A 16942-nucleotide genomic window follows, 5' to 3' on the forward strand; every position below is an offset into this window, starting at 1 on the left:
CATGGCCTACCAGTTCGACTTCCAGCCGGTACTGCAGCAGAGCGATCTGCTGCTCAAGGGCGCCCTTTTCACGCTGGAGCTGACCGCCATCGGCGCGGTGCTGGGCATTGCCCTGGGCATTCTTGGCGCGGTCTGCCGCGCCTGGCGGCTCACGCCCTTCGACCGGGTGTTCGGCGTCTATGTCGAGCTGATCCGCAATACGCCCTTTCTGATCCAGCTGTTCTTCATCTTCTTCGGCCTGCCTTCGCTGGGGGTGCACATCAGCGAATGGCAGGCGGCGGTGCTGGCCATGGTGATCAACCTGGGCGCCTATTCCACGGAAATCATTCGCGCCGGCATCCAGGCGGTACCCAAGGGCCAGCTGGAAGCCGCCGCGGCCCTGGCCATGACCCGCGCCGAGACCTTTCGCCACGTGATCCTGCGGCCCGCGCTGGCCAAGGTCTGGCCGGCCCTGTCGAGCCAGGTGGTGATCGTGATGCTGGGCTCGGCGGTCTGCTCGCAGATCTCCACCGAGGAACTGACTTTCGCCGCCAACTTCATCCAGTCGCGCAACTTCCGCGCCTTCGAGACCTATCTGCTGACCACCCTGCTCTACCTGGTCATGGCCATCGGCGTGCGCCAGCTGCTGCACTGGATCGGCCGGCGCTTCATCCAGGGAGGCCGCTGATGGATTTCACCCTCTGGGATATCGTCCGCAACCTCGGTACCGGGCTGTACTGGACCTTCATCCTGTCGCTGGCGGCCTTTGCCGGCGGCGGCCTGGCCGGACTGCTGGTGCTCTGGGCACGGCTGTCGCCGCTGCGGGCGCCACGCACGCTGGCGCGCCTGCACATCGAGCTGTTCCAGGGCACGCCGCTATTGATGCAGCTGTTCCTGGTGTTCTTTGGCGTCTCGCTGCTGGGGCTGGAGATTCCCGCCTGGCTGGCTGCCGGCGTGGCCCTGACCCTGTTTACCAGCGCCTACCTCGCCGAAATCTGGCGCGGCTGCGTCGAGGCCATTCCCGACGGCCAGTGGGAGGCGTCGGAAAGCCTGGCCCTGACCCGCTTCGAGCAGTTGCGTCATGTGATCCTGCCCCAGGCCCTACGCATCGCCGTGGCACCTACCGTGGGCTTCTCGGTACAGGTGGTCAAGGGTACCGCCGTGACCTCCATCATCGGCTTCACCGAGCTGACCAAGATCGGCGGCATGCTCGCCAATGCCACCTACCAGCCCTTCACCGTCTACGGCCTCGCCGCCCTGGGCTATTTCATCCTCTGCTACCCGCTGTCGCTGGCCGCGCGCTGGCTGGAAAGGAGACTGCATGCCGCTGCTTAGAGTGACCGCCCTGCACAAACACTATGGCAATCATCATGTGCTCAAGGGCATCGACCTGACCGTCGAGGAAGGCCAGGTGGTGGCCATCATCGGCAAGAGCGGCTCGGGCAAGAGCACCCTGCTGCGCACCCTGAACGGCCTGGAGTCGATCAACGACGGCGTCATCGAGGTGGACGGCGAGTACCTGGACGCCGCGCGGGTCAACCTGCGTTCACTGCGGCAGAAGGTCGGCATGGTCTTCCAGCAGTTCAACCTCTTCCCGCACCTCACGGTGGGCGAAAACGTGATGCTGGCGCCCCAGGTGGTCAAGAAGACGAGCAAGGACGAGGCCCGCGCCCTGGCCCGACAGATGCTCGACCGGGTCGGCCTGGCGGAGAAATTCGACAGCTATCCGGATCGGCTGTCCGGTGGCCAGCAGCAGCGGGTGGCCATCGCCCGCGCCCTGGCCATGTCGCCACGGGTGCTGCTGTGCGACGAGATCACCTCGGCACTGGATCCAGAGCTGGTCAACGAGGTGCTTGCCGTGGTCAAACAGCTGGCCCGCGAGGGCATGACCTTGATCATGGTCACCCACGAGATGAGATTCGCCCGCGAAGTGGGCGACAAGCTGGTGTTCATGCACCAGGGCAAGGTGCACGAGAGCGGCCATCCCCAGGAGCTGTTCGCCCGCCCGCAGACACCGGAACTGGCCCAGTTCATCGGTCAGGTGGCCTCCTGAGGCGAAAAACCCTATTTTTTCTGCCACTTTGCGCAACCGTAACCGCTGTGCGCTTGAAGCCATCACCGGCTAGCTGGCACGATGGCGCGGTTTATCGCCGAGAGCCTCCAGATGCAGCCTTCGCCAGCCGAACCCCACGAACTGATCGCCGCCATCGACCTGGGCTCCAACAGCTTTCATATCGTCCGGGCGCGCAATTTCCACGGGGAGATCCGCATCCTTGAGCGGTTGGGCGAAAAGATCCAGCTGGCCGCCGGCCTGGACGAATCGCGCCTGCTCAGCGAAGAGGCCATCCAGCGTGGCCTGGACTGCCTGCGCCGCTTCGCCCAGCTGATCGCCGGCATGCCGCGTGGCGCCGTACGGGTGGTGGGCACCAATGCCCTGCGCGAGGCGCGCAATCGCGCCGAATTCATCCAGCGCGCCGAAGCCGTGCTCGGCCATGCGGTCGAGGTCATTTCCGGTCGCGAAGAGGCCCGCCTCATCTATCTGGGCGTGTCCCACTCCATGCCCGATGTGCCCGGGCGCCGCCTGGTGACCGACATCGGCGGCGGCAGCACCGAATTCATCATCGGCCAGCGCTTCGAGACCCTGCAGCGCGAGAGCCTGCAGATGGGCTGCGTCAGCTTTACCAAGAGATTCTTCGCCGACGGCAAGATCACCGCGGCCCAATATGCGCGTGCCTACACTGCCGCGCGCCTGGAATTGATGAATATCGACCAGGGCCTGCGCGAGATGGGCTGGCACCAGGCTCTCGGCGCCTCCGGTACCATCCGCGCCGTGGCTCTGGCGATCCAGGCCGCCGGCCGTGGCAATGGCGAGATCACCCCGGACGGCATCGAGTGGCTCAAGCGCAAGCTGCTCAAGCAGGGCGACATCAACCTGCTCAACATCGATGGCGTGAAGCCGGATCGGCGCGCCATCCTGCCAGGTGGCCTGGCCATCCTCGAAGCCCTGTTCAAGGCCCTGGAACTGCAGGAGATCCACCTTTCCGAAGGTGCCCTGCGCGAAGGGGTGCTCTACGACATGATCGGCCGGCACAGCCACGAGGACGTCCGCGAACGCACCCTCAAGGGCCTGGCCGAGCGCTACCACGTGGACCAGCGTCACGCCGAGCGCGTGGAAAAGCGCGCGCTCAAGTCCCTGGCCCAGGTCGCCGACGCCTGGGGCCTGACCGACGAGAACCATGCCGAGCTGCTGCGCTGGGGGGCGCGCCTGCACTGTGTGGGCCTGGATATCGCCCACTACCAGTACCACAAGCACGGCGCCTACCTGATCGAGCACTCGGACCTGCCCGGCTTCTCCCGCCGTGACCAGCAAGCCCTGGCACTGCTCGTGCGCGGCCACCGCCGCAACATCCCCCAGGATCGCCTGCAGGAGCTGGGCCCGGAAGGCGAGCCCTTGCTGCGCCTGACCCTGCTGCTGCGCTTCGCCATCCTCTTCCACCACATCCGCCACAAGAGCATTCCGGACGTCCAGCTCAGCGCTGGCGAGCGCAGCCTGGACGTGCAGTTCCCCGACGGCTGGCTGGAGGAAAACCCCCTCACCCAGGCCGACTTCGAGCTGGAAGCCCAGTGGTTGGAGCGGGTGGGGTATCGGTTGAGCGTTCGCTGAGGGGATTTTTCGTAGGTTGGGCTGAGCGGGAGCGAAGCCCAACTGTTGCATGTGCAACTCTGCACCCTAGGTTTTGTAAGTGCCCTGGCTGTTCATCGAGCTTTGCTGATGTTTCTTGTTTCGCCCACCCGGGCGACTCACTTTTTTCAAACGCGGCTGCGCGCCCCGGAAAAAAGTAAGCAAAAACGCTTGCCCTGGACATCCGGCCCTCCGCTGCGCTGCGGGTGACTCGCGTTGCTCGCCCTTCGGGCCAGCCTGCGGCTGTTACTCCGCTACGCTACGTTTCGCTCACGCCAGCGCCGTTCCGGGTCGGCCTACACGAGCCGTCCATGGCCCGTTAGGCCTCTCGCCGCATCCATGCGGCTCGACCCACTCCACGACACTGGCGTTCGCCCTCCTGAACGGGGCGATTCGCCAGCCTGAAAGTGTTGGTTGAAGAGCCCGTAACCCGTAGCGTGGACAACGGCGCAGCCTTGTCCACTGTTTATGATCAAGCTCATCAGTGGAAAACGCTGCGCGGTTTTCCACGCTACACCTGTGAACACCCAAGCCTTAGGCTTGCGCCCCGTCCCCATCAGTGAGGCCGAGTGTAGGTGCCGCTTAGGAGGATGCGAGGCAGGACGCCGAGCAAGGAGCGAGGGGACCCGGAGCGCAGCGGAGGGCCGAAACGTGGGGTGTGCTTTCTTTTGCTTACTTTTCTTTGCACCGGGCGGCGGTCCGCAAGCAAAGAAAAGTAAGTCGCCGGCCAGGCGAAACAAGAGCCGTCAGCAAAACACGATAATCAGCTCTTGCAGTGAAAAGCCAACAGTTGGGCTTCGCTGGCGCTCAGCCCAACCTACGGAACGGCTAGGCCCATGGTGGCATGGGCCCGAAACTCCCTCAGCGGGTATTCACCACCGGACTGGCCAGCCGCTCCAGCAGCGTCGCCTGCACGCTACGGGCGTTCTGGTTGCCAGTGGGCGACTGCCGCACGTAGCTGCCGTCCTCCTGCAGTACCCAGGCCTGGGTGTTGTCGGTGAGGTAGCCTTCCAGCTCCTTCTTGACCCGGCTGATGAGCTTCTTGCCCTCCACCGGGAAGCAGGTCTCGACGCGCATGTCGAGGTTGCGCTCCATCCAGTCGGCGCTGGAGAGATAGAGCTTCTCGTCACCGCCGTTGAGGAAGTAGTAGATGCGGCTGTGCTCCAGGAAGCGGCCGATGATGGAGCGCACCTGGATGTTGTGGGACACGCCCGGTACGCCCGGACGCAGGCAGCACATGCCACGCACCACCAGGTCGATCTTCACCCCGGCCTGGCTGGCCTTGTAGAGGGCGCGGATGACCTTGGGATCGGTGAGGCCGTTGACCTTGGCCATGATCTGCGCCGGACGTCCTTCGCTGGCCGCCACGGCTTCGCGGTTGATCATCTCCAGCAGGTTCTTCTTCAGGGTGAAGGGCGCGTGCAGCAGCTTCTTCATGCGCAGGGTCTTGCCCATGCCGATCAGCTGGTTGAACAGCTTGTGCACGTCCTCGGTGAGGGCCACGTCGGCGGTCAGCAGGCTGTAGTCGGTGTACAGCTTGGCATTGCCGGCATGGTAGTTACCGGTACCCAGGTGGGCATAGCGACGCAGCTCACCGTTCTCGCGGCGCAGGATGAGCATCATCTTGGCGTGGGTCTTGAAGCCCACCACGCCGTAGATGACCACGGCGCCAGCCTGCTGCAGGCGGCTGGCCAGCTGCAGGTTGGATTCCTCGTCGAAGCGGGCGCGCAATTCGATGACCGCGGTCACCTCCTTGCCGCTGCGCGCCGCGTCCACCAGGGCGTCGACGATCTCGGAGTTGGCACCGCTGCGGTAGAGCGTCTGCTTGATCGCCAGGACGTTAGGGTCCTTGGCGGCCTGGCGCATCAGGTCGATCACCGGGGTGAAGGACTCGAAGGGGTGCAGCAGCAGCACATCGAGCTTGCCCAGCACGTTGAAGAGGTTGTCCTTCTTCTGCAGCAGCTTGGGAATGGTCGGCGTGAAGGGGGCGCTCTGCAATTCCGGATGGCTATCCAGCCCGGTGATGGAGAACAGCCGGGTCAGGTTGACGGGACCGTTGACCTTGTACAGCTCGCTTTCGCCCAGATTGAACTGCTTGAGCAGGTAGTCGGTAAGGTGTTTCGGGCAGATGTCCACCACCTCGAGCCGCACCGCATCGCCATAGCGACGCGAGAACAGCTCGCCGCGCAGGGCACGGGCCAGGTCTTCGACATCCTCGGTGTCCACCGAGAGGTCGGCGTTACGGGTCAGGCGGAACTGGAAGCAGCCCTTGACCTTCATGCCGGGGAAGAGATCGTCGGCATGGGCGTGAATCATCGAGGACAGGAAGACGTAGTTGTCCCCGGGACCGGCGACCTCCTCGGGCACCCGGATGATCCGCGGCAGCAGGCGCGGCGCCGGGATGATGGCCAGGCCCGAGTCACGGCCGAAGGCGTCCATGCCCTCCAGCTCGACGATGAAGTTGAGGCTCTTGTTCACCAGCAGCGGAAAGGGGTGGGTCGGATCCAGGCCGATGGGCGTGATGATCGGCGCGATCTCGTCGCGGAAGAACTTGCGCACCCAGGCCTTGATCTTGACGTCCCAGTAGCGCCGCCGGATGAAGCGGATCTGCTGCTCGGCCAAGGCCGGCAGCAGGACGTCGTTGAGGATGGCGTACTGCCGTTCCACCTGGCCGTGGACGATTTCGCTGATGCGCGCCAGCGCCTGGTGCGGCAGCAGGCCGTCGGCCCCGGCCTGCTCACGGGCGAAGGCGATCTGCTTCTTGAGGCCCGCCACGCGGATCTCGAAGAACTCGTCCAGGTTGCTGGAGAAGATCAGCAGGAACTTGAGGCGTTCGAGCAGCGGATAGGATTCGTCGAGGGCCTGTTCCAGCACCCGGATGTTGAACTGCAGCTGCGACAGCTCGCGATGGATATAGAGGCTGCTGTCGTCCACGTTGGCCGCCGGCACGGTAGGCGCGGGCGGCGCCTCCACCACGGGCGCGGGCTGGACAGCGGCGTCTGGCGCGACCGCCTCGGTGGTCAGGTCCGTGGACTCGACGGTGGCTGATTGTTGCAGATCGGTTTCGACGAAACCCTGGCTACTCATTGAAGCTCCTTAGGAACGCGAAGGCCCCTGGCGAAGTTGTTGGGCGGCGCGTTTGGCGAAATAGGTGAGGATGCCGTTGGCCCCGGCGCGCTTGAAGGCCAAGAGCGATTCGAGGATGACGGCCTCGGACAGCCAGCCGTTCTGGATCGCGGCCATGTGCATGGCGTACTCGCCGCTCACCTGGTACACGAAGGTCGGCACGCGGAATTCCTCACGGACCCGGCGGACGATGTCCAGGTAGGGCATGCCCGGCTTGACCATCACCGAGTCGGCGCCCTCGGCCAGGTCGCCGGCGATCTCGTGCAGCGCCTCGTCGCTGTTGCCCGGATCCATCTGGTAGGTGGCCTTGTTGCCCTTGCCCAGGTTGGCGGCCGAGCCGACGGCATCGCGGAAAGGCCCATAGTAGGCGCTGGCGTACTTGGCCGAGTAGGCCATGATCTGCACGTTATGATAACCCGCGTCTTCCAGGGCGGCGCGGATGGCACCGATGCGACCGTCCATCATGTCCGAGGGTGCGATCACCTGCGCCCCCGCCGCGGCATGGGACAGCGCCTGCTTGACCAGCACCTCGACCGAGATGTCGTTGAGCACGTAGCCGCGCTCGTCGAGGATGCCGTCCTGGCCATGGGTGGTGAAGGGATCCAGGGCCACGTCGGTGATCACGCCCAGCTCGGGAAAGTGCTCGCGCAGGGCGCGGGTGGCGCGCTGGGCGATGCCGTCGGGATTGTAGGCCTCGGCACCATCCAGCGACTTGCGCTCGACAGGGGTGACGGGGAACAGGGCCACGGCGGGGATACCCAGCGCTACCAGTTCGGCGGCCTCCTCCAGCAGCAGGTCGATGGACAGCCGCTCGACGCCGGGCATCGAGGGCACGGCTTCGCGACGGCCTTCACCGTCCAGTACGAAGACCGGCAGGATCAGGTCATCCACCGTCAGTGCATGCTCGCGCATCAAACGACGGGAAAACTCGTCGCGGCGCTGGCGGCGCATGCGAGTGGCAGGGTAGCTACGGCTGATGGGGGTAAAGCTCACGATCGACTCCCAGACCCGGATCACGGGTCAGTGTGAGGGGTTATAGGCCACAATCATGACCGATTGGTAACAGTAGATGACAATATGGTGTGCCTATAGCGCCTATCCAAGGCAGACGCTGACCGGAGCTGGCGTGACACAGGGTCGCAGTGAAATCTGTGGCTGACCGCCTGGCACCCGGCGGACGGAAGTCCGTCACACTTTCTTTCCAGGCGCCAACCGGGGTAGGCTGCGCCATCTTCAATTCACCTCGTGTAGCGCCGAATGCTCCAGCAATTCCTCCACGATTTCGGCTATTTCGCCCTTTTTCTCGGCACCTTCTTCGAGGGCGAAACCATTCTGGTGCTGGCCGGCTTTCTCGCCTTTCGTGACTACATGAGCATCCAGACCGTCATACTGGTCGCTTTCTGCGGCAGCTATGCCGGCGATCAGCTCTGGTATTTCCTCGGTCGTCGCCACGGGCGCAAGCTGCTGGCGCGCAAGCCCAAGTGGGAAGCTGCCGGGGATAAGGCGCTGGCGCACATCCGGCGCCACCCGGATCTCTGGGTGCTGAGCTTTCGCTTCGTCTATGGCCTGCGCACGGTGATGCCGGTAGCCATCGGCCTGTCCGGCTATCCGCCGGCGCGCTATCTGATCCTCAACGGTATCGGCGCCATCGTCTGGGCCACGGTGCTGGGCTACGCCGCCTACCACTTCGGCGCGGTTCTCGAAGGCGTGCTGGGCAATCTCAAGCGCTATGAACTGATGGTGCTGGGCGGCCTGGTGGTGATCGGCCTGCTGCTCTGGCTCTGGCGCCGCAGCCGCGCACCCAAGGTCTGATGGGCGAACGTCCGGTTAGCGGCTACGCCCATCGACCGGATTAAAGGCTCGGCCGCCGCTGCCGATGCCCTGAGCATCAACCTCCTTTAACGCCCGTGCGGCAAGCTGGCGATTGAGCATGCTGAATTTCTCCACCTTGCTTCCCCCCGGTCATCAGGTCCTGGCCGCCAACACGTACGAAGGCGTACTGGTGGTGCTGTCCTACCTTATCGCCAGTGCGGCGGGCTATACCGCCCTGGCCATGGCCGACTGGGTGACCAACAGTCGCTCCCGCCGCGGCAGCGAGTTGGCCAAGCTGATCGGCGCCATCGCCCTGGGTGGTGGCATCTGGTCGATGCACTTCCTGGCCATGCTGTCGTTCAAGATCGGCATCCATGTGCACTATGCCCCGCTGCAGACCCTGGGCTCGCTGCTGATCGCCATTGCCGTGTCCTACACGGTGATGCACCTGATCGGTCGCGAATCCCTGACCGCACCTCAGTATCTGCTCGCCTCTCTGGCCGCCGGCCTGGGCATCGCGACCATGCACTACACCGGGATGCTGGCCATGCACTCGGTGGCGGTGCAGCTCTACGATCCGCTGCTGGTGGTGGTCTCGGTGGTGATCGCCAGCCTGGCCTCCCTTGGCGCCCTGCTGCTGGCTTTCCGCCTGCGCGGCAGGACTGGCCTCAGGACCGTCTGGCTGCGCCTGCTGGGGAGCCTGGGACTCGGCTTCGCCATCGTGTCCATGCACTTCACCGGCATGGCCGCCCTGACCCTGGCCGTGCCCGTTGGCTTCGAGCCGGATGGCCTGGCGGAAATGAACCAGCATCTGGAGCTGGGCATGGGGATCGCGCTCGGCACCCTGTTCATCATCATGGTCGGCCTCCTCGCCGCCTGGGCTGGCGAGCGCTTCCATGCCCAGCGCCTGCGTCTGGAACGGGTCTCCACCACGCTCGACCAGATCACCCTGCACGACCCCCTCACCCATCTGCTCAACGGCGCCAGCTTCATCCAGACCGTGGATCGGGCCATCGGTCAGGCGCGGACCGGCGAGCAGTTCGCCCTGTTGATGCTGGACATCGACCACTTCAAACGCATCAATGACAGCCTCGGCCATGCCCTTGGCGATGAATTGCTGATCCAGATGGCGCAGCGGATTCGCGCCGTGCTCGACAACGATCTACCACTGGCCCGCTATGCCGGCGACGAATTCAGCCTGCTGCTGCCCCTGGGCCAGCGCGGCGACAGCCAGCCCCTGGCCCTGCGTCTGCTGGAGCAGCTGCGCCCGCCCTTCGAATTGGCCGGGCAGCGCATCGCCATGACCTTCAGCCTGGGGATCGCCCACTATCCCCAGGATGGCGCCAACGCCGGCCAGCTGCTGCGCAGTGCCGGCCTGGCAGTCGGCCACTGTAAGCGCAGCGGGCGCAATTGCAGCCAGAGGTTCACCACCGAACTCCAGCGCGAGGCCGATGACCTGCTCAGCCTGGAGATGGACCTGCGCCACGCCCTGGCCCAGGGCGGCCTGCACGTGGCCTACCAGCCTATCGTCGACCCCGCGGGCGGGCCCGTCGGCCTGGAAGCCCTGGTCCGCTGGCAGCATCCGGTGCTGGGTCCGCTGAGTCCCGAACGCTTCGTTCGCGTCGCCGAGGAAACCGGGCTGATCGCTGACCTGGATGGCTGGGTCATGCGCCAGGCCTGTGCCGACCTGGCCCAGCTGCGCCGCGAGGGCTACCTGGCGCTCCGGGTGTCGGTGAACTGCTCGGCGCTGAATCTGAGTGATCGCCTCCTGCCCCAGGCCATCGCCCGGGCGCTGCAGGCCGAAGATCTACCCGCCTCGGCGCTGACTCTCGAAGTGACCGAAAACGCCCTGATGCACAGTCTCAACGTGGCCGTCGAGGTGCTCGGCGAGATCCGCACCCTGGGTGTGCGGGTCTCCATCGACGACTTCGGCAGTGGCTACTCGTCGCTGGCCTACCTGAGTCGGCTACCGGTGGACTCGCTCAAGGTGGACCGCTCCTTCGTTCGCACCATCCCCAAACAGAGCAACGACATGGCCATCGCCTCGGCGATCATCGCCATGGCGCACAAGCTGGGCCTGAATGTGGTCGCCGAAGGGGTGGAAACCGCCGAACAGCGCCAATTCCTGCAGGCCAACGGCTGCAACTTCATGCAGGGCTATCTGTTCGGTCGACCCATGCCGTTGCCGCAACTGCGTACCTGGCTGCAGCAGCACAGCATCACGGCCGTTCCCGCCTAGGTCCTGTCCGAAGCATCGGCATTGCTCATACAGGCCTGGCGGCGGCCTCGCGCTGGAGACGGGTCAGCAACCGATCCAGCGCATTGGCGAAGGCCTGGCGATCCCGCTCGCCGTAGCCGGCCTGGCCGCCGCCCATCTGCCCCTGGTCACGCAGATCGGTCATCAGATTGCGCATGGCCAGACGCTGCCCCATGTTGCGCTCGTCGAACTCCTGGCCACGCGGATCAAGGGCAGCCACGCCCTTCTTCACCAGGCGATCGGCCAGGGGAATATCGCTGCAGATCACCAGGTCACCCGGCTGTGCCTGTTCGACCAAGTGATCATCAGCGGCATCGGGGCCGCTGGGTACCACCACCAGGCGGACACAGGCGAAGGGCGGCTTGATCTGCGGCTGTCCGGCCACCAGCACCACCTCCAGCTTGCGCTTGAGGGCGAACTTGCAGACCAGCTCCTTGGCGGCGCGCGGACAGGCATCGGCATCGATCCACAGGATCACGAGATTTCTCCGGCAAAAGCCCAGGATACCGCGCCGTGGCGGCGCACCCCAGCGCAGCGGCGCGGTCGGACAGGGATACCGATCCGACCGGAGTCCACCCATGACCTTCTGGCAACGCCTGGAGCACCCCGCTCAGGCCCTGGTGTACGGTGCCACTGGCGGCCTCGGCCTGGCCCTGTGCGAGCAGCTGCTGACCCGTGACGACGTGGGCCTGGTCTGGGCCTGCGCGCGCCAGGCTGAAGCCCATGAGGGCCTGACCGAGTTGGCGCGGCAGCACGGCCCGCGTCTGCGCCGGCTTGATGTCGATCCGCTCGCCGCAACCGACCTGGCGACCCGGCTAGCGGGCGCGACGCCGCGCCTGGACCTGCTGCTGTGCGCCTCGGGCCTGTTGCAGGGCGAGCAGGCACAGGCCGAGAAGAGCCTGGCGCAGGTGGGTCAGGCCGGCCTGGTGGAAAGCTATCTGGCCAATGCCGTACTGCCGCTGTTGCTGATCCGGCAGCTGACGCCGCTGCTCAAGGGCCAGCATCCCTGCCAGATCGCGGCGCTCTCGGCACGGGTCGGCTCCATTGGCGACAACCGCCTGGGTGGCTGGTATGGCTACCGGATGGCCAAGGCCGCGCTCAACCAGGGACTGCGCTGCGCCAGCATCGAACTGGCTCGACTCAACCCCCAGAGTTGCGTGCTGGCCCTGCATCCCGGCACCACCGATACCGCGCTGTCACGCCCCTTCCAGGCACGGGTGCCGGCTGACAAGCTGTTTACGCCAGGCTATGCGGCGGAGCGGCTGCTGGAAGTACTGGCCGCCCGCACCCCGGCCGAGACCGGCAGTTTCTGGGATTGGCAGGGTCAGGCGGTGGCCTGGTAGCGGCCGGCTTCAGATCGCGGCGCGGCGCACCGTGGACAGCAGCGCCGCGGCGGCGAGGAACAGGCTGGCGAAGACCCGGTTGGTGATGCGCTGCTGACGCGGGGTGCGCAGTAGGGTCAGTACCCGGGCGGCGAGGCCCGTGTAGCCGGCCATGACGATCAGGTCGACGGTGACCATGGTCGCCCCGATGATCAGGTACTGCGCGGCCAGGGGCGCCCGGGGATCGACGAACTGCGGCAATACCGCGAGCAGGAAGATCAGCGCCTTGGGGTTGCTCACGTTGACCAGGAAGCCACGCATGATCAGGGCGCTGATACGCGGTGGCAGACGTTCGCCGGCCACCTGTTCGCCCAGGTCCAACGGCGCCGCGCGCCATTGGCGGATGGCCAGGTAGGCGAGATAGAGAACCCCGAACCACTTGATCAGGGTGAAGGCCAGCTGCGAGGTCGCTAGCAAGGCGCCGACACCCACGGCGACGACGGCGATCTGCAGGGCCAGCCCCAGCTGCAGGCCCAGTGCCGTCCAGTAGCCGCGCCGGAAACCGTGGTTGACGCCCGCGCTCATGGAGGCGACAGCGCCTGCCCCCGGCGAGAGGCTGATCATCCAGCAGGCGATGAAGAAACCGGTCCAGACCTGCAGACTCATGGGCTTACCTGTCGAGGTGGAAGTCGAAGGAGCCGTCGGCATCACGCCAACGGCGTACCGACTTCTGGAAGAACTGGGTGTTGGGGATCTGCACCAGGGCGCCTTCCTGGTTGTCGTCCAGCTCCTGCAGGGTCACGAAGAGCATGTTGATGGCCACCACCCGCCCCTTGATGCCGGGCTTGTCCGAGGCGTCCAGCACCTCGATACGATCGCCCAGGCGGAAGGGCCCGACGGTAAAGATCAGCACCGCGCAGAACAGATTGGACAGCACGCTCCAGATGGCGAAGAAGGCCACCGCCGCCACGGCGACGAAACCGGAGATGGCCGTCCAGAGCACGGCGGCGGATACGCCGAAGCGCTCCAGAGCCATGAGGATGGCACTGCCCATGATCAGCCAGCGCAGGGTCCCGCGCAGCCCCAGGACGATCTGCGGCGGCAGCGGATAGCGCTCGCCCAGGCCGGTGACGGCGCGGGCGACGATGCGCTGCAGCACATAGCCGATCAGCAGCACCAAGGCGACCTGGCCGGCTACCAGCAGGTAGTCGCCCCAGCCGGGCAGCCAGGTGTGCAGCCACTCGATCATCAGGCCCCCTCGAGTTCGGCTTGCAGGCTTTCCAGCCGTTCCAGGGCCTCCAGCCACTGCTCTTCCAGTTCTGCTTCACGGGTCTTGGCGGCGGCCTGGTCGGCCAGTGCCTGGCGCAGCTCGTCCTTGCGCGCGGCGTCGTAGAGACCGCTGTCACCCAGCCGAGCCTCCAGGGTGGCGAGTTTTTCCTGCAGCTTGCCCAGCTCCGCTTCCAGCTTGTCGGCGGTCTTCTTCAGCGGCGCCAGCTGCTGGCGCAGGGCCGCGGCGGCCTGACGCTGCGCCTTGCGGTCGGTCTTGTCGACCGCGGCGCCCTCGCCGGCTACGAGGCCTGGCTCCTGACGGGCGCGGAAATCCACCAGCCAGCGGCTGTAGTCGTCCAGGTCGCCGTCGAAGGCTTGTACCTTGCCGTCGGCCACCAGCAGGAATTCGTCGGTGGTGCTCTTGAGCAGATGGCGATCGTGAGACACCACCAGTACCGCCCCGGCAAATTCCTGCAGCGCCAGGGTCAGGGCCAGGCGCATGTCCAGGTCCAGGTGGTTGGTGGGTTCGTCCAGCAGCAGGAGGTTGGGCTTCTGCCAGGCGATCAAGGCCAAGGCCAGACGTGCCTTTTCGCCACCGGAGAAATTCAGCACCGTCTCATCGCAGCGTGGACCACGGAAGTCGAAGCCACCCAGGAAATCGCGCAGACTCTGCTCGCGCTCGCCAGGGGCGATGCGCTGCAGGTGCAGCAGCGGGCTGGCCTTGGCGTCCAGGGAATCGAGCTGATGCTGGGCGAAGTAGCCGATAGCCAGATTCTCGCCCCGCTGCAGCCGGCCGCCGAGGGGTTCGAGCTCCGCGGCTAGGGTCTTGATCAGGGTCGACTTGCCGGCGCCATTGGGACCGAGCAGGCCGATCCGTGCGCCCGGCGTCAGTTGCAGCTTGACCGGATGCAGGATGGTGGTCTCGCCGTAGCCCAGCCGGCCCTCGGCCAGGTCGAGCAGCGGGCTGGACAGCTTGTCCGCCTCGCGGAAGACGAATTCGAAGGGCGAGTCGACATGAGCCGGCGCCAGCTCTTCCAGGCGTTCCAGGGCCTTGATCCGGCTCTGTGCCTGGCGCGCCTTGGTGGCCTGGGCCTTGAAGCGGGCGATGTACTTCTCCATGTGGGCGCGCTGGGCCTGCTGCTTGTCGTAGGCCTGCTGCTGCTGCGCCAGGCGTTCGGCGCGGGTGCGCTCGAAGCTGGAATAGCCGCCGCGATAGAGCACCAGCTTCTGCTGGTCCAGATGCACCACGTGATCGACCACCGCATCAAGGAAATCGCGGTCATGGGAGATCAGGATCAGGGTGCCGGGATAGCCTTTGAGCCAGTCTTCCAGCCAGAGGATGGCGTCCAGATCCAGGTGGTTGGTGGGTTCGTCCAGCAACAGCAGGTCCGAGGGACACATCAGCGCCTGCGCCAGGTTCAGGCGCATCCGCCAGCCACCGGAGAAGTCGCCGACCTGGCGCTCCATCTGCGCGGTGGTGAAGCCCAGACCGGCCAGCAGCTTGCGGGCCCGGGCATCGGCGGTATAGCCGTCGCCGGCCTCGAAGTCGGCATGCAGCCGGCCCAGGGCATTACCGTCCTGGGCCGCTTCGGCGGCTGCCAACTCGCGCTGGATGCGGCGCAACTCGATGTCGCCATCCAGTACGTAGTCCACCGCCAGCCGCTCCAGGGTATCCACCTCCTGGCGCATGTGGGCGATGCGCCAGGCGGCCGGGATGTGGCAGTCGCCGGCGTCGGCGCCGAGCTGGCCGCGCAACAGGGCGAAGAGACTGGATTTGCCGGCGCCATTGGCACCGATCAGACCGGCTTTCTGGCCGGGATGCAGGGTCAGGTCAGCGCTTTCGAGCAGACGCTGGGGACCACGCTGTAGAGTAAGGTTCTGTAGTCGGATCATGGCGGCGGAGTGTAGCAGCTCCACCACCCACGAATGGGGAGGCGGACATGCAAGAGGACCTGTGGGAATTCGCGTTGGCAGTATACGCCCGGCCTGGCGTGGAAGGCGCCTGTTTGCGTCTGCAGGAGGCCGGGGCCGATGTCTGCCTGGTCCTGACGGCGCTCTGGCTGGATCGGCGCGCCTGCGCCCTGGATGCCGAGGGGCTGACCCGGCTGCAGCGTGCCTCGCAGCACTGGCAGGACACGGTGGTGCGCCCTCTGCGGCAATTGCGCCAGGCCTGGAAGACCCCCTCCGGAGTCGATGAACGCCTGGCGGCGCTGCGCGAGCAGCTCAAGGGACTGGAATTGGCGGCGGAACGTGAACAGCTCGCCCGCCTGGCGCGACTGGCGGCGCATTGGCCGTGCCGCGATGCGCAGCACCCGGGAGGCTGGTTGCATGCCCTGGCACCGCGCGGGGCAGCGCCAGCGGACCTCGACCTGCTGGCCGAGGCGGCACGGGTGATCCGGGTCTAGACCGAGGCCAGCCGCGGCTGCTGGTGCGAGGTGTGCAGCACCTCGATGAGGCAGTCTTCCAACTCGAAGCGTTCGCGCAGGGTTTCGCCCAGCAGCTTGAGCTCGATGGTCAGCAGCCCCGGGTCGCGATAGGCGCCACGCTCGAATCTGTCGTTGAAGTTGAGGGCGGCGTCGGTCAGGGCCTGCAGGCGCGGATAGACGCTGTCGGCGAACTCGATGGCGCGCTCGTCCTGGAATTCGCGGGCTTCAGCCACCAATTGCTCGTAGATCTCGAAGTGCGCGGTGGACATGTAGTCGACCAGCATGTCGCAGAGGCGCTCCAATTCGCTCACCTCGCGCACCGGACCCAGCAGGGGCTCCATGTCCAGGGTTTCGTAGGCGGTCACCAGCTCGCGGCGGGCAATCAGCCAGCGGTCGATCAGCTGGTGGACCCCACCCCAGCGTTCCTGGGCATTGCGGCAGGTTTCTAGCATGACGGCAGCTCTCTATACGGGCGAAACGGTCCGGGCGCAGGCGCCCGGGTGTTATCAGGAACTATACCGACATCGTCTCGCCAGGCGAGTGCCGTTGCTCGGAGAAAGTCAGCGACGGCGAAAGATCTTGACCAGGCTCAAGGCCATGAGCAGCACGAAGGCCAACAGGCTCCATTCCGGGATGCTCAGACCGAACAGCGTCCAGTTGACCTCGGCGCAGTCGGCGGTGCCGTGCAGCACCAGGCGAATGATCTCCTGGAAGGGCAGCGCCTGCATCATGTAGTCCAGGCTGGGCAGGCAGGCCGCCAGCTCTTCCGCCGGCACCGTCTGCAGATAGACCTGGCGCCCGGCGGTGGCCGCACCGGCCGCGGCCAGCAGTAGCAGGGTGACCCCGTAGATACGGCGGCCTCGCTTGCCAGGCGCCTGGATGCCGGCGATGAGGGCGACCACACCGACCAGGATGAAGAAGATCCGCTGCATGACGCACAGCGGACAGGGCTCCAGCCCAACCACGTGCTCAAGATAGAGACCGACGCCCATGAGCACCGCGCAGGTGGCGGCCATGAACAGGAAGATGAAGCGGGGACTAGTCACGGACGCGCCGTCTCCAACAGGGA

The 16942-nt window shown here is 65.9% G+C and carries 16 protein-coding genes; 8 read left to right on the plus strand and 8 right to left on the minus strand.

Translation table 11 applies throughout. The annotated features are described in order from the left end of the window. Nucleotide 1: 1 nt before the first annotated feature. From APT59_RS20655 to ppx, 4 genes are all read left to right on the plus strand, one after another. Nucleotides 2-667 carry an amino acid ABC transporter permease gene (locus APT59_RS20655; protein WP_059316553.1) on the plus strand — a complete coding sequence of 222 codons (666 nt, stop codon included), beginning with the start codon at nt 2-4 and terminating at the stop codon, nt 665-667. Further along, a complete protein-coding gene (locus APT59_RS20660; protein WP_174523177.1) occupies nt 664-1314 on the plus strand; it encodes an amino acid ABC transporter permease in 651 nt (216 codons plus the stop codon). The genes APT59_RS20655 and APT59_RS20660 overlap by 4 nt, the downstream gene beginning before the upstream one ends. Continuing rightward, entirely contained in the window at nt 1301-2032 is a 732-nt protein-coding gene (locus APT59_RS20665) for an amino acid ABC transporter ATP-binding protein (RefSeq protein WP_059316555.1), read from the plus strand. Before APT59_RS20660 ends, APT59_RS20665 begins: the two co-directional genes overlap by 14 nt. Nucleotides 2033-2143: 111 nt before the next feature. Next, complete coding sequence (ppx, locus tag APT59_RS20670; RefSeq protein ID WP_059316556.1) at nt 2144-3643, plus strand: exopolyphosphatase; 1500 nt, start codon at nt 2144-2146, stop codon at nt 3641-3643. A gap of 879 nt (nt 3644-4522) precedes the next feature. Here ppx and ppk1 read toward each other — a convergent pair. Both ppk1 and hemB read right to left on the minus strand, forming a co-directional pair. Continuing rightward, the gene (ppk1, locus tag APT59_RS20675) at nt 4523-6748 is read right to left on the minus strand and encodes a polyphosphate kinase 1 (protein ID WP_059316557.1); all 2226 of its coding nucleotides are present in this window, start codon (nt 6746-6748) and stop codon (nt 4523-4525) included. Between the two features lie 9 nt (nt 6749-6757). Beyond that, the gene (gene hemB / locus APT59_RS20680) at nt 6758-7780 is read right to left on the minus strand and encodes a porphobilinogen synthase (protein ID WP_059316558.1); all 1023 of its coding nucleotides are present in this window, start codon (nt 7778-7780) and stop codon (nt 6758-6760) included. Between the two features lie 264 nt (nt 7781-8044). Here hemB and APT59_RS20685 point away from each other — a divergent pair, with 264 nt between their 5' ends. Together APT59_RS20685 and APT59_RS20690 are read left to right on the plus strand one after the other, a co-directional pair. After that, nucleotides 8045-8599, plus strand: coding sequence for a DedA family protein (locus tag APT59_RS20685; protein ID WP_059316559.1), 555 nt, complete (start codon nt 8045-8047; stop codon nt 8597-8599). Nucleotides 8600-8717: 118 nt separating this feature from the next. Next, nucleotides 8718-10838 carry a putative bifunctional diguanylate cyclase/phosphodiesterase gene (locus tag APT59_RS20690; RefSeq protein WP_082696397.1) on the plus strand — a complete coding sequence of 707 codons (2121 nt, stop codon included), beginning with the start codon at nt 8718-8720 and terminating at the stop codon, nt 10836-10838. 25 nt (nt 10839-10863) lie between these two features. On the opposite strand, the gene APT59_RS20695 is transcribed toward APT59_RS20690, so the two are convergent. Next, nucleotides 10864-11334 (minus strand): YaiI/YqxD family protein, encoded by a 471-nt coding sequence (locus APT59_RS20695; protein WP_059316561.1) that lies wholly within the window; start codon nt 11332-11334, stop codon nt 10864-10866. A gap of 100 nt (nt 11335-11434) precedes the next feature. On the opposite strand from APT59_RS20695, the gene APT59_RS20700 reads away from it, so the two are divergent. Next, entirely contained in the window at nt 11435-12199 is a 765-nt protein-coding gene (locus tag APT59_RS20700) for an SDR family NAD(P)-dependent oxidoreductase (protein ID WP_059316562.1), read from the plus strand. Nucleotides 12200-12208: 9 nt separating this feature from the next. Here APT59_RS20700 and APT59_RS20705 read toward each other — a convergent pair whose 3' ends face one another. Genes APT59_RS20705 through APT59_RS20715 form a run of 3 tightly spaced genes read right to left on the minus strand, consistent with a single transcriptional unit; the run spans nt 12209 to nt 15340 of the window. Beyond that, nucleotides 12209-12844 carry a LysE family transporter gene (locus APT59_RS20705; RefSeq protein WP_059316563.1) on the minus strand — a complete coding sequence of 212 codons (636 nt, stop codon included), beginning with the start codon at nt 12842-12844 and terminating at the stop codon, nt 12209-12211. A gap of 4 nt (nt 12845-12848) precedes the next feature. Continuing rightward, complete coding sequence (locus APT59_RS20710; protein WP_372237650.1) at nt 12849-13424, minus strand: mechanosensitive ion channel domain-containing protein; 576 nt, start codon at nt 13422-13424, stop codon at nt 12849-12851. Nucleotides 13425-13426: 2 nt separating this feature from the next. Then, nucleotides 13427-15340, minus strand: coding sequence for an ATP-binding cassette domain-containing protein (locus tag APT59_RS20715; RefSeq protein WP_059316564.1), 1914 nt, complete (start codon nt 15338-15340; stop codon nt 13427-13429). Nucleotides 15341-15387: 47 nt separating this feature from the next. Here APT59_RS20715 and APT59_RS20720 point away from each other — a divergent pair, with 47 nt between their 5' ends. After that, the gene (locus APT59_RS20720; protein ID WP_059316565.1) at nt 15388-15852 is read left to right on the plus strand and encodes a TIGR02444 family protein; all 465 of its coding nucleotides are present in this window, start codon (nt 15388-15390) and stop codon (nt 15850-15852) included. Here APT59_RS20720 and APT59_RS20725 read toward each other — a convergent pair. Then, nucleotides 15849-16325 carry an Rsd/AlgQ family anti-sigma factor gene (locus APT59_RS20725; protein ID WP_007161363.1) on the minus strand — a complete coding sequence of 159 codons (477 nt, stop codon included), beginning with the start codon at nt 16323-16325 and terminating at the stop codon, nt 15849-15851. The two genes, APT59_RS20720 and APT59_RS20725, sit on opposite strands and share 4 nt — an antisense overlap. Before the next feature lie 108 nt (nt 16326-16433). Next, nucleotides 16434-16889, minus strand: a complete 456-nt coding sequence (locus APT59_RS20730) for a disulfide bond formation protein B (protein ID WP_059316962.1) — start codon at nt 16887-16889, stop codon at nt 16434-16436. Between the last annotated feature and the right edge of the window lie 53 nt (nt 16890-16942).

Source organism: Pseudomonas oryzihabitans (assembly GCF_001518815.1).
GTDB classification, from domain to species: Bacteria; Pseudomonadota; Gammaproteobacteria; order Pseudomonadales; family Pseudomonadaceae; genus Chryseomonas; species Chryseomonas oryzihabitans_E.